This window comes from Staphylococcus argensis, assembly GCF_002902305.1.
Classification (GTDB): domain Bacteria; phylum Bacillota; class Bacilli; order Staphylococcales; family Staphylococcaceae; genus Staphylococcus; species Staphylococcus argensis.
This window is the reverse complement of record NZ_PPPX01000001.1, coordinates 897,809-911,002: the sequence shown is the minus strand read 5'-3', so window position 1 is coordinate 911,002 and position 13,194 is coordinate 897,809. Positions and strand designations below refer to the sequence as shown.

The window sequence follows — 13,194 nt, the reverse complement described above, 5'->3', positions numbered from 1 at the left end:
GAGAGATAAAGGAGGGCCCGCGTATGAAGATAGGTATCACTTGCTATCCTTCGATGGGTGGTTCAGGAATTATAGCAACTGAATTAGGAATTAAACTTGCCGAACGAGGCCATGACGTGCATTTTATCACGTCTAACATACCTTTTAGAATACGTAAGCCGCTTCCAAATATTACTTTCCATCAAGTAGAAGTGAATCAGTATGCTGTCTTTCGCTATGCACCTTACGATATCACGCTCAGTACGAAGATCGCTGAAGTCATCGATGAATATGACCTGGATATTCTGCATATGCATTATGCTGTGCCTCATGCAGTCTGTGGTATATTAGGCAGACAAATGGCGAAGAAAAAAGATGTTAAGATTATGACGACCTTACACGGTACGGATATCACCGTACTCGGATATGATCACACATTACGTAACGGCATTAAGTTCGGCATTGAACAAAGTGATCTCGTAACCAGTGTCAGCAACGCTTTAGCTCAACAAACTTATGATATCGTGCAACCCGATAAAGACATTGTGACAATCTATAATTTCGTTAGAGAAACCGAATTTGAAACAAAGCACGATGAGTCGTTGAAAGCATATTACAATATTCAGCCAGAAGAAAAAGTACTTATCCATGTTTCAAACTTCCGCAAAGTAAAGCGTATCGATACGATTATTGATACTTTCGCGAAGGTAAGAGCAGAACAACCAGCGAAACTACTCTTGCTCGGAGATGGTCCAGAACTCATGGATATGAAAGCGAAAGTACATGAGATGAATCTTCAAGATGACATTTTATTTTTAGGTAAGCAAGACTGGGTGAGTGAGTTCTATCAAATGGCTGATTTAGTGTTATTACTCAGCGAGAAAGAAAGCTTTGGTTTAACTTTACTTGAAGCCATGAAGACAGGTGTCGTACCTATTGGATCCAACGCTGGCGGTATCAAAGAAGTAATTAAACATGGAGAAACAGGCTATATCGTCGACGTGGGCGATAGTGATGCAGCCAGTCGCTATGCGTTGCAACTCCTCAACGACCAAGAGTTGTATCAACGTCTACAAAGCAATATGTTGACTGATATAGAGCAACGTTTCGGTTCCGAACTCATCACGGATCAATACGAACATTACTATCAACAGTTAATTGAGGGAGTTTATGACTAATACGTTATTTGAACAAGCGAAACCACTTTTAGAACAGTTAGAAGATCACGGCTACCAAGCTTATTACGTGGGTGGCTGTGTTCGTGATTATTTAATGGATCGCACGATTCACGATATTGATATCACGACAAGCGCTACGCCTGATGAAGTCGAAACATTATTCGATAAGACTATTCCTGTCGGTAAGGAACACGGGACGATTAATGTCGTGTATCACGGAGAGAATTACGAAATCACGACCTTTAGAGCTGAAGCTGAGTACACTGACCATCGCAGACCTAGTGAAGTATATTTCGTACGTGAGTTGTACGAAGATGTGAAACGACGCGATTTCACGATGAATGCACTGGCGATGGATACAGATTATCAACTACATGATTACTTTAACGGCCGTGAAGATATTCATCACAAGCTAATTCGTACGGTTGGTGAAGCACAGGAACGCTTTGATGAAGATGCGTTACGTATACTTCGTGGTTTACGTTTTCAAGCACAGTTAGGCTTCGATATTGAGCAAGCGACCTATACAGCGATGGAGGAGAATTGTTCGTCTCTCGAATATCTTTCTGTAGAGCGTGTCGTGGTCGAGTTGCGCAAGTTGTTATCAGGTGATGAAACACCGAGAGGTTATCGTAATATGGTGGATATGCAAGCTTTTGATTATCTACCTTATTTTAAAAGTTATGATATGAACAAGATGCAAGTCGTTGAACCTTTATCTTTCACAACATTTCTAGCTATACTGAACGTACAACAACCGCTCGAGATGCCACTTGCACATCTTAAAATAAGTAATGATGAGAAAAAAGAAGTTACAAAATTAGTGGCTATGATTCAAGCGCTCCCGACAATTACTACGAAGAAACAACTTCGTACATATATTTATGATTATGGCTCCAAAGAGGCTAAGATGTGGTTCCAATTACAAAAATCACTCTCATCCAATGATATCGCTACCGCTTCGCCATTAATATTTAATATGCAAACGATAGAGGAGATTGCACAACAACTTCCGATTCGACAACGCAACGAACTTGCCGTTACGGGGAAAGATTTAATGTCTCACACTGGACTTAAAGGCGGAAAATGGGTGAAATATGCCCTCAGAGCGTTAGAACTCGCTGTAGTCAATGAGCAAGTCATCAATCAACAAAAAGCATTATTAGAATGGATGGATCAACATGTCGAAATACAGTAAAGATGTTATACAAATGTTATACGAACACCAATCTGAATACATTTCTGGTCAATATATTGCAACACAACTCAGCATTTCTCGCACAGCTGTTAAGAAAGTCATCGATCGTTTGAAAGAAGAGGGATGCCATATCGAATCCGTCAATCAGCGTGGGTATCGCTTAATTGACTTACCAGACAAATGGTATAGTGGTATCGTACTTCCATTGATTCAGCAACAGGATTGTTTCGATCACGTTGAAGTTCACTCAAGTGTCGATTCAACGCAATTACTCGCGAAACAATTGTTAGTCGGTAACAATGACTCGTATCTCGTGTTAAGCGACGAACAAACGAAGGGGCGTGGACGTTTCAATCGTCCTTGGAATTCATCGAGAGGTAAAGGATTATGGATGTCACTCGTCTTGAGACCTCAAGTACCATTCTCAATGATCACGACTTTCAATTTATTTATCGCCCTAGGTATACGAGATGCAATCCAACAGTTCTCCTTGGATCCAGTAACTGTTAAATGGCCTAATGATGTCTATATTGATGGACGCAAAGTCTGCGGTTTCTTAACAGAAATGGTAGCTAACAATGACGGTATTGAAGCTGTCATCTGCGGCATTGGCATTAACATGAATCACTATGCTGAAGACTTTGAAGGTGAATTGAGTTCAAAAGCCACTAGCATGCGCTTACATGCTAATGAGAAGATTAATCGCTATGCATTTTTACAACGTTTAATTAAAGAAATTAATTATCGCTACAATCAATTCGTGAAGCAACCCTTCAGTGATATTCGCGAAGAATATATCGAAGCTTCAAATATTTGGAATAAATCTTTAAGATTCACTGAAAATGACGAAACGATTGATGGACGAGCAATTGATATTGATCAAGATGGTTTCTTAATTATCGAAGACAAACAAGGCCAACAACGTAAATTGATGAGTGCAGACATAGAGCTTTAACACAGAGAGGAGGGACACTCTATGCAACCTTGCTATGCCGTGGTCGATTTAGAGACGACTGGAAATCAGCTAGAGACGGATGCAATTATTCAAATAGGAATCACTTTCGTACGTAATAACGAAATTATCGATACGTACCATTCAATGGTCAATACAGATCTTGAGATTCCTCCTTTCATTCAAGCTTTAACAGCAATTGAACAAGAAATGATTAATCAAGCGCCTTATTTTAAAGATATTGCTCAAACGGTACATGCGAAGTTGCAAGATTGTATCTTCGTAGCACATAATGTTGCCTTTGATTTGAACTTTATTCAACGGGCTTTTAAGGACTGTCACATCAACTATAAACCTAAGAAAGTGCTAGATACACTTGAACTATTCAAGATCGCTTTTCCTACAGATAAAAGTTATCAATTAAGCGAGCTCGCTGAAAAACATGATATCGACTTAGCACATGCTCATCGTGCTGATGAAGATGCAACGACCACAGCTAAACTGATGATTACAGCCTTTCAAAAGTTAGAGCAACTACCTGTTGATACGTTAAAGCAAATATATTATTTAAGTAAAAATCTCAAGTACGATTTACATGATATTATCTTTAATATGGTACGTCATAGCAACCAAACAACCATTTCGAAAGACTTCGAACAATTCGAACAAGTACTATATCGTAAGCAAGTAGACTTCAAGGCACCATCAAAGCCTGCTATCCATTCACTTAAATCATTGTATAAAGAAGTGACCGAAGCTCTAGATTTAACTTATCGACCACAACAACTATATCTAACTGAGCTTATATTAGAACAGCTCATGCATAGCGATAAAGCGATGATTGAAGCGCCGCTTGGCAGTGGAAAATCACTCGCTTATTTATTGGCGGCCTTAATGTACAACTTTGAAACAGGCCAACACGTGATGATTTCTACAAATACGAAGTTGTTACAACATCAGCTATTAGAAAAAGATATCCCGAAACTTAAAGAAGCGCTTAATTTAAAAATTAATGCGTCTATGATTAAAAGTAAGAAAGATTATATTTCACTTGGTTTAATCAGCGAAATATTAAAAGAACCGTCAACGAACTATGAAGTGAATATTTTAAAAATGCAACTCCTCATATGGGTGACTGAAACACAAACTGGAGATATTCACGAGCTCAATCTCAAAGGCGGACAAAAAATGTATTTTGACCAGAAGATTGAGACCTATGTACCTGTGAAAAATGACTTGCATTATTACAATTACATCAAACGTAATGCTCATAATATTCAAATTGGTATCACCAATCATGCACATCTCATTCATGCGTCGCAAGATAATGCGATTTATCAACTTTTTGATGATTGTATCATCGATGAGGCACACCGTTTACCTGAATATGCGCTAAATCAAGTCACAACGACGCTGAGTTATGCTGATGTAAAGTATCAACTCGGTTTAATAGGGAAGACAGAGAACGAGAAGATGCTTTACGATGTGGACCAACTCGAACAACAACGCATACTAGAGAAATTAGATATTCCACCGATTGACGTCTTTGGATTAAAAACGGATATCAATGAATTACATGAGTTAAATGAAGCACTTTTTACAGAAATTTATAATTCAATCCTTCCAGAGCACATGTATGACGATGAAGCACAGAAGCTACACTTCGTTTATGAATTCAATACTGAGTCTATCCAAGACAAGATAAAGCTGATTATTCATAAATTAAACATGACTTTAGAATATTTTAATGGAATGAGTCATAAAACGATTAAGAACTTCCGTAAACAACTTCTGTATATTAACGATCAATTCAAAGCGATTTATCAAAGTTTGAAAGACCAACATACTTGTTATCTGTCGCTTAAAAATAAATATGAGAAATCAACACTTCAATTGCATATCAAAGACTTTGCAGTGAAAGATGTCTTGAAGTCGCAGGTGCTTGATAAATTTAAGGCACTCACATTTATCTCTGGAACACTGACGTTTAATCATTCGTTTAAACATTTTCAACAGTGGTTTAATACCGATGAACCGATGAAGTGCTACGAAATAGACGCACCTACGTTGTCATCAAAGAAACGTCCAACTGTCTTTACACCCAATGATGTAGCGAGCTATAATCCTCAAAATACTGAGGACTATATCCACTCAATGATTAACTACATCGTGTCCTATATCACACAAGTAGAATCTAAGTGTCTCATACTATTCACAAGCTATCGCATGATGTACGCAGTTTACGAAATATTATATGATTTGCCAGAATTTGAGGACTACATCCTGCTCACTCAACAGCAGAATCAAAACTATAAAGTGGTACAGCAGTTTAACAGCTTTGACAAAGCAATCTTGCTTGGCACAAATACGTTCTTTGAAGGATTTGACTTTCAAGCGAACGGCGTAAAATGTGTGATGATCGCCAAATTACCATTCATGAATCAACACAGCACGCGTTATTGGTTAATGCAGTCTGAGTTTAACTCACCATTTAAAGACTATGTTCTACCTGATGCAGTGACACGCTTTAGACAAGGTCTAGGACGCTTAATTCGTAATGAAGATGATCAAGGTATTATCGTATCTTTCGATAATCGCTTAACGACGAGCAACTATCGTAAATTCTTTACACAAGCGTTAGAACATTATCATCAACGTCAAGCCAATATTAATCAGTTTGAAAAAATTCTTTCAAAGCTACGTCACAAGAAATAATCTTATGTTAATAGGGCGATGAGAAAGGAGGGAGATAGACATGGATAAGTACCAACTGAGAGAGCGTCCTGTTGTGATACACAAAGCACTCTTAGACCATTACAATGAGTTAGGTATCAATGAAACGGATTTCGTAATACTCATTAAGTTACTGTATGCGGCTGAAACATCCAATAAGCAACCTTCTATTGAAGTCTTGCAACAGGGGACGACTTTAGCTGCTAGAGAAATCACAGCCATTATTCAGCGTTTGATACAGTGTGAACTTCTTGAGCTCAATGTGAATAAAAACGAAGAAGCTAAGTTCACAGAGTATATGAATCTTGATCCATTTTACGATAAGCTCAGTCAGGTAATTGAAGCAACACAGCTCACACAAGCTGAAGATGAAGCGAAACTGCAATTTAACACACTCTTTCAACGTATTGAACAGGCATTTGGTCGTCCATTATCTCCTTATGAAATCGAAACGTTAAATCAATGGATCGATATCGACCAACATGATTTAGAAATTATACAAGCAGCGTTAAATGAGGCTGAGAGTCATGATAAACTCAGTTTTAAATATATGGATCGTATATTACTCAACTGGAAGAAAAAAGATGTAAAAACTGTGGAAGAGTCTAAAAAAGTGAGTCAACAGTACCGACAACCTCAAATGACACATAAAGTTAAAAAAATACCGAAGTTTGATTGGTTAAATGGAGAGAATAACGATGGTAAGTAATAAGAAAGCTTTACAAATGATCGATGTTATCAGTGAAATGTTTCCTGATGCCGAATGCGAACTGAAACATGACAATCCGTTTCAACTCACAATCGCGGTTCTACTTTCAGCTCAAACAACGGATAACTCAGTGAATAAAGTCACAGCAAAGTTATTCCAGAAATATCATACAGCTGAAGATTTCTTACAAGTTCCTCAAGAGGAGTTAGAAAATGATATTCGCACGATTGGTCTTTATCGCAACAAGGCGAAAAATATTCAAAAACTTTGTCGTTCACTGCTAGATAAGTTCAATGGCGAAATTCCTCGCACACATCAAGAACTTGAAAGTCTTGCTGGTGTGGGACGTAAGACAGCAAATGTCGTCATGAGTGTCGCTTTCGACGAACCATCATTAGCAGTGGATACGCACGTCGAACGTGTATCGAAACGTCTTGGCATTTGTCGTTGGAAAGATAATGTACGCCAAGTAGAAGAGAAATTGTGTAAAGTGGTGCCACGTGAACGCTGGAACCGCACACATCATCAACTCATCTTCTTCGGCCGTTATCACTGTCTCGCTCGCGCACCCAAATGCGATGTATGTCCTTTATTTGATGATTGTAGAGAAGGTCAGAAACGTTATAAAGCGAAGTTAAGAGAGGCGAAATAAGGCATGATTAAGAAGACAGATTTCGAGCAACTTGAGACACAAATCGATCCTTACGTGAAACAGAAACAACTGAAATCTACTGAAGCACAAAAGCTCTTAGATCAGTATTTAGAGTTAATCCTTTCGTTCTTTAAAAGGGTCAACAACATAGACGACATCAACTTTGATCACTTAGACGATTATCCTGTTGTGCCTATGAACTTCAAAGAACGTTATGATTACATTCAAATGCGTAAATATCACTTTATGGGTTATCGTCAAATGAAGACGATGAAAGATGAACTCATTAAAATGAATGCGTCTTATCAAATTCGCCGCAAAAGAGAGAACAAAGGATAGCATGTTTAAGTAACTTGAAATGAAGTAAGCTTATCAAAAAAGTGCTCAAACTAAAAATAACCCTTCAGCTATTTCATTTAAGAAATAACTGAAGGGTGTTTATTATGTTCTCATTTAATTATGATGCTTTGAAGAAATCAAAGACTGAATTTAAGTGGAACAATCTTGTTAAAGCATTGCCGCCATTGTTACCAGTTTGTTGCTGTTGCCCTGTCTGTTGTTGTTGATTACCTTGCTGTTGTTGCTGACCTTGGCGATTTGAGCTACTTGAGCTATTAGAACTGCTTGAATTGCTAGAACTACTATTGCTGCTTGAGCTACTGCTACCTTGGCCATTTGGTTTCTGACTTGTTGTATTACCGTCAGGATGGTTCGCAACAGAAAGGCTATCTTTAGAGTCACCAGATACAGAGCTAGGTTTCTTGAAGTCCTTTCCATCTTTCGGTGAAATGTCACTCATGACATCACGTAAGAGGAATTGTGGATACTCTTGTTCGCTGTGGCCAACGAATGAGTTCGTACCACCTTGTTTAACTTTATTGAAGCCCATCCATACAGACATGCTGTATTTAGGAGTGAAACCATTAATCCAAGTATCAGGTGCTGCGTTGTCTGGTAAACCGTATTTCGCTTGAATATTAGGGTCATAGTTGTTTGTACCTGTCTTAGCAGCAAGGTTAACACCGTCTACACCATGGTTGTAAGCTGAACCATATGCTTCAAATGTACCTTTCAGCATTTCAGCTAACATGTAAGAAGTGTAGTCTTGCATAGCTTTATGACTTGTGTGGTCATATTCAATCGTATCACCGTTCTGCTTAACAACTTTCTTGATTGAGTGTGCGTTGTTATATTCACCGCCATTAGCTAATGAAGCGAATGCTGAAGCTAATTGAGTAGGTGAGAATTCTGAAGACGCACCACCAAGAACGTCTGGCGCAGTTGGGTTCTTCTCATAATCAAGTCCGACTTTAGATGCGAAATCTTTCGGAGCACTTTCACCGGCATTCTCTTTCGTTTGTTGCCAAGCTTTAAGTGCTGGGATGTTGAAACTTTGACGTAATGCGTCATACATCTTCACGAGACCGTGACCATTCGTGTCATAGTTTCGGAATGTCGTACCATCCACTTGATAAGAAGATTCGTCTTGGATACCGTGGTTTGTTGCCCATTGCATGTTCTCAATTGCTGGTCCATAAGCTAAGAATGGCTTGAGTGATGAACCAGTAGGGTGAGCATCTGTCGCTTGGTTACGATCAACGATATCTTTGAAATGACGTCCACCTGAAATAGCGACTAGGGCACCAGATTGACTGTCTACGATAGAAGAACCAACTTGTTGGTCATCATTCTTGTAGTAATTACCGTTATCGATACGGTTCTGTAATGATTTCTGTACGTCGGCATCCATGTTTGTGTAGATCTTAACGCCACTGTTTAATACATCACCGAGGTTTTTACCTTTGAATTCTTTGTTGTTCATTAACTCAGATTTCACAAAGTTGATGTATGAAGCATATTCTGGATTCTTATCTTCGTCTTTAACCTGGCGATCTTCTGCACTACGTTTAACCAAGTTCTTCTGTAATGACGTATCTTGTGCTTCTTTCTTCTCTTTATCAGAAATTCTATGGTGACGAGCCATGAGATAGAGCACAACGTCTTTACGATGTTCCGCTTGTTTAGGATGATCGTAAATATTGTTAGAGTTTGGAACTTGCGGTAAACCTGCGAGGTAAGCTTCTTCAGCTAAGTTTAAGTCCTTCAAGTCTTTGTTGAAGTAGTATTTAGCCGCTGCTTTAATACCTGTTACACCATCAGAGTAGTAAATCTTGTTCAAGTACATTTCGAAGATTTCATCTTTACTGTACTCTTGTTCAAGACGATAGGATAGGTATGCCTCTTGCGCCTTACGACCAATTGTCTTCTTATCAGTTAAGAAGGAACGTTTCACAACTTGTTGCGTTAAGCTGGAACCACCTTGAGCACCAAAGCCACCAGTGACGTTACTTAACGCTGCTTTGACGAAACGTTTGTAGTCGATCGCACCGTGTTTGTAGAAACTGTTATCCTCTGTCGCTAGAACAGCGTTACGCATATTCTCAGGAACATCATTCAACTTCACGTGTGCACGACGCTGACCATTGTCCAAGGTCTTCATCAGATTGCCATCTTTATCATAAATCTTCGCTGGGATATCATCTTGCAGTTTCGATTCGGTAAAAGCAGGTGCTTTCCATGCATAGTAAGCAAAAAGCAAGATACCTACGAGTGCTAGGATGATAAACGCGATGATGATAAAGCCGATAATCTTGATAATCGTTCTCTTGATGTTTCTATTCTTTTTTTGATTGGACTTCCCATTGTTCTTATTAGATTGAGAAGCCCCTTTCTTTTCCGTCATACGCGGTCCTCACTTTCATCTAATATCAACTTATCCACAGCTTCGAGGTAATTCAATCTCGGTTGATACTGATACGGAATATAGTAACTATTTTCGCGCATTTCTTCAACCTTAATCGACTTTTTCACTCCATTTTTATACCTCTTCCAGAAGTATTTGAACTTCGAGAAGGGAAGGAGATAGACCTCGTTAAGCGTCTTAAAACGAATGAGTAAAAACACCAGACCATGTTGTAAATAACACGCCTGCATATGATCAACTTGGTGGTCGTGAATATTACTTAATGGAAAGGAAGTCTTGTTCTTTGTCTCTTTCGCTTCAAAGTCAATATAATAACCTTTATAGATTCCATTGTAATCTGTGGTTGACGGTGTTCTGAAATAAGCTTCGTTAATCACAGCCTTACTGCGCTTAGGATAATGAACATTCACGATTTGGACAGGAGTGGGTTTCTTATGTATCACCGCACGACCTTCTCGCAAATAATACTTATTTGAACGTTGAATATCTTTCTCAAGCGTCATACCGCGGCCACCATAGTCAATGTTACTATGTTGCTTAGGCTTAGAACGTCCGTCTTGAGTCTTATTTCTCAAAAATGGCTTCCCATTTGGATAATTCATCATTGTCACCACTTTTAATAGTTAATCAAAACTTTACTTATTATACATTAAATATGCGTGTTTTCCAAATCAATTCGCCATACCACACTTAAACAAGGACGATGTTTACGCTCTTACTGTAGTTCAACGGTGAGCTTTATATAAAATTTAATTCAGATACGCCATGTGTGAAATCGACTCTAACAACAAGTCACGACGCATCTCCTCTCATTATTTTACCTTTAAAATCAACTTTAAACAAATACGGACTTGGCTAGACCGCAACATGACGTGGAACTGAGGAATGTGATAAATTAAATGAGGTAGGTGATTTAATTGTACGAACTCATCAATCAATTCCTTGAAGAACTTGAGTATATGGAACAGCGCTTTGACTCTGTTAAACGTGAGCAAGAAGAAGATTCATTCTATAGTGTAGTACTGCCGTACGCTGAACGTATTGACGCATGCATAGCTGACTTCAAAAAGTATCAAGATGAAATTACTCAGAATGTGAATTACTTTAATGACTACAAATTCTCCTTACTCATTTCAAACCTTCAAGATTTGTCAGTAGAGTGTCATTTCGCACGTACAAGTCGTAAACTCTTTAATGAGAAATTAAAAGCCGTGCGCTATGATTTGAATCAAATTAAACGGAATGGTGAATTCAATGATTAAGACAATTTATGTAACAGGCTATAAATCATTCGAACTTGGCATCTTTAAAGATGTCGAGCCTGCAGTGTATTACATTAAAGCTTTTCTCGAACGTCGCTTGACCGCCTTGATAGAGGAAGGTTTAGAGTGGGTATTGATTCAAGGACAAATGGGAATTGAATTATGGGCAGCTGAAACGGTAATTCAACTTAAAGAAACATATCCAGACTTTAAGCTTGGTATTGTTACACCATTTGAACATCACACTGAACGCTGGAACGAGACGAATCAACTCAAGTATATGCAAATCACTGAACAAGCTGACTTCGTCGATAGTGTATTCCATGAAGGTTACCAAGGCCCATATCAGTTTCAACGCACGGATCAGTTCATGTTAGATCACACGGACATGACGTTGCTCGTTTATGATGATGAGAAAGAGGCGACACCTAAGTTTTTCAAGAAGAAGTTAGTTGATTTTATGGAAAAAACAAATTATACTTGTGACATTGTTACACTCGACGATTTGAGCGAGTTCGTGAACGATTTACAATGGGAACAAAGTGATTTTTAAAAATGGGATAGGCGGGAGTAGAAAGATCGTCTATTCAAATGCATAACTCAACCATATGATGATGATAAGGTATGTAGATAAGCATACTTTAAAAGTGAATGGGTAATATAATGTTATATGCAATTTAATATTAGGATACACCTATTACGCGGAATTCGCGCAAGTAAAGATGAAGCGTTCAACAATATGTCATCTTTATTGAACGTTTAGCAACGCCATGCGTAAAAAGATTTCGCAAAAGCAATGCGCTATATAAACGAGAAATAGATAACAAGGTGTCCTAATTTTTTGATGAATATTATAAATGAGGTGAGAGAAATGTCAGATGTATCTTTAAAGCTTACTGCAAAGGATATATATGAAAAGGACTTTGAAAAAACAATGACACGTGGTTATCGTCGTGAAGAAGTGGATGCTTTTCTAGACGATATCATCGCTGACTACCAAAAAATGTCGGATCTTAATAATGAAGTCGTTAAACTTTCTGAAGAAAATCATAAATTAAAGAAAGAACTTGAAGAACTACGTTTACGTGTTGCTACTTCACGTCCACAAGAGAACAAAAGTTTCTCTTCTAATAGCGGCAATAACAACGTTGATATTCTCAAACGTTTATCTAACTTAGAGAAAGCTGTTTTTGGTCAAAAGAAATAATACTTACTTTAGAAAAGAGAATGCACATACAGTAAAATCGTTATGCTCGCGAGTCTAAGAACAATCAAATTCATCGATTGTCATGGACTCGCATTTTATCTGATTAATGTATGTCTATTGTGAGACACCTAGTGAAATGATATAATTTGAAAGATGGTATTTAGGGTAATCGCTATAGCAATATAGAGGAAAGTCCATGCTCACACAGTCTGAGACGACTGTAGTGTTCGTGCTTGATGAAATCATAAGTCAAGGCAAATAATTGACGGCAACGAAATAATCTAAGTCGAGAGATAAGATTAGAATAGTTTGAAAGTGCCACAGTGACGTAGCTTTTGTGGAAACACAAAAGGTGGAACGCGGTAAACCCCTCGAGTGAGCAATCCAAATTTGGTAGGAGCACTTGTTAAGCGGAAGTCAACGTATTAACGAGGAGATGAGTTATGTGCTCATCTCAGACAGATGATTACCACCGGAGTACAAGTGTAACTAGTGCACGTAGCAGTACGATGGTACAGAACATGGCTTATATAAATACCATCACTAGTTGATCGCTCTCC

Annotated in this window: 12 protein-coding genes and 1 other RNA gene; 11 read left to right on the top strand and 2 right to left on the bottom strand. The window is 38.3% G+C overall.

The window, feature by feature from the left end; all coding sequences use genetic code 11:
* Positions 1-23: 23 nt before the first annotated feature.
* From bshA to CD039_RS04370, 7 genes are read left to right on the top strand one after another with little or no spacing between them, the layout of a single operon-like run.
* Positions 24-1,157 (top strand): N-acetyl-alpha-D-glucosaminyl L-malate synthase BshA, encoded by a 1,134-nt coding sequence (gene bshA / locus CD039_RS04400; RefSeq protein WP_103371290.1) that lies wholly within the window; start codon positions 24-26, stop codon positions 1,155-1,157.
* Positions 1,150-2,355, top strand: a complete 1,206-nt coding sequence (locus tag CD039_RS04395; RefSeq protein WP_103371289.1) for a CCA tRNA nucleotidyltransferase — start codon at positions 1,150-1,152, stop codon at positions 2,353-2,355. Before bshA ends, CD039_RS04395 begins: the two co-directional genes overlap by 8 nt.
* On the top strand, positions 2,339-3,310 hold the full coding sequence (locus CD039_RS04390) for a biotin--[acetyl-CoA-carboxylase] ligase (RefSeq protein ID WP_103371288.1): 972 nt from the start codon (positions 2,339-2,341) through the stop codon (positions 3,308-3,310). Before CD039_RS04395 ends, CD039_RS04390 begins: the two co-directional genes overlap by 17 nt.
* Positions 3,311-3,331: 21 nt before the next feature.
* The gene (locus CD039_RS04385; RefSeq protein WP_103371287.1) at positions 3,332-6,022 is read left to right on the top strand and encodes a helicase C-terminal domain-containing protein; all 2,691 of its coding nucleotides are present in this window, start codon (positions 3,332-3,334) and stop codon (positions 6,020-6,022) included.
* Positions 6,023-6,062: 40 nt separating this feature from the next.
* Positions 6,063-6,749: a DnaD domain-containing protein gene (locus CD039_RS04380; protein ID WP_103371286.1), complete on the top strand. Its 687-nt coding sequence runs from the start codon at positions 6,063-6,065 to the stop codon at positions 6,747-6,749.
* Positions 6,739-7,401 (top strand): endonuclease III, encoded by a 663-nt coding sequence (gene nth, locus CD039_RS04375; RefSeq protein ID WP_103371285.1) that lies wholly within the window; start codon positions 6,739-6,741, stop codon positions 7,399-7,401. The genes CD039_RS04380 and nth overlap by 11 nt, the downstream gene beginning before the upstream one ends.
* A gap of 3 nt (positions 7,402-7,404) precedes the next feature.
* On the top strand, positions 7,405-7,740 hold the full coding sequence (locus CD039_RS04370) for a YpoC family protein (RefSeq protein ID WP_103371284.1): 336 nt from the start codon (positions 7,405-7,407) through the stop codon (positions 7,738-7,740).
* Positions 7,741-7,858: 118 nt separating this feature from the next.
* Here CD039_RS04370 and CD039_RS04365 read toward each other — a convergent pair whose 3' ends face one another.
* Positions 7,859-10,144 carry a transglycosylase domain-containing protein gene (locus tag CD039_RS04365; RefSeq protein WP_103371283.1) on the bottom strand — a complete coding sequence of 762 codons (2,286 nt, stop codon included), beginning with the start codon at positions 10,142-10,144 and terminating at the stop codon, positions 7,859-7,861.
* Positions 10,141-10,767: a Holliday junction resolvase RecU gene (gene recU / locus CD039_RS04360; protein ID WP_103371282.1), complete on the bottom strand. Its 627-nt coding sequence runs from the start codon at positions 10,765-10,767 to the stop codon at positions 10,141-10,143. Before recU ends, CD039_RS04365 begins: the two co-directional genes overlap by 4 nt.
* A gap of 315 nt (positions 10,768-11,082) precedes the next feature.
* On the opposite strand from recU, the gene CD039_RS04355 reads away from it, so the two are divergent.
* The 4 genes from CD039_RS04355 to rnpB all read left to right on the top strand — a co-directional run bounded on the left by CD039_RS04355 (position 11,083) and on the right by rnpB (position 13,168).
* A complete protein-coding gene (locus CD039_RS04355; RefSeq protein WP_103371281.1) occupies positions 11,083-11,427 on the top strand; it encodes a DUF1798 family protein in 345 nt (114 codons plus the stop codon).
* Positions 11,420-11,980 carry an SLOG family protein gene (locus CD039_RS04350; protein WP_103371280.1) on the top strand — a complete coding sequence of 187 codons (561 nt, stop codon included), beginning with the start codon at positions 11,420-11,422 and terminating at the stop codon, positions 11,978-11,980. Before CD039_RS04355 ends, CD039_RS04350 begins: the two co-directional genes overlap by 8 nt.
* Before the next feature lie 318 nt (positions 11,981-12,298).
* Positions 12,299-12,634, top strand: coding sequence for a cell division regulator GpsB (gpsB, locus tag CD039_RS04345; protein WP_103371279.1), 336 nt, complete (start codon positions 12,299-12,301; stop codon positions 12,632-12,634).
* Positions 12,635-12,791: 157 nt separating this feature from the next.
* Positions 12,792-13,168: RNase P RNA component class B (gene rnpB / locus CD039_RS04340), an RNA gene on the top strand.
* The last annotated feature ends 26 nt before the right edge of the window (positions 13,169-13,194 follow it).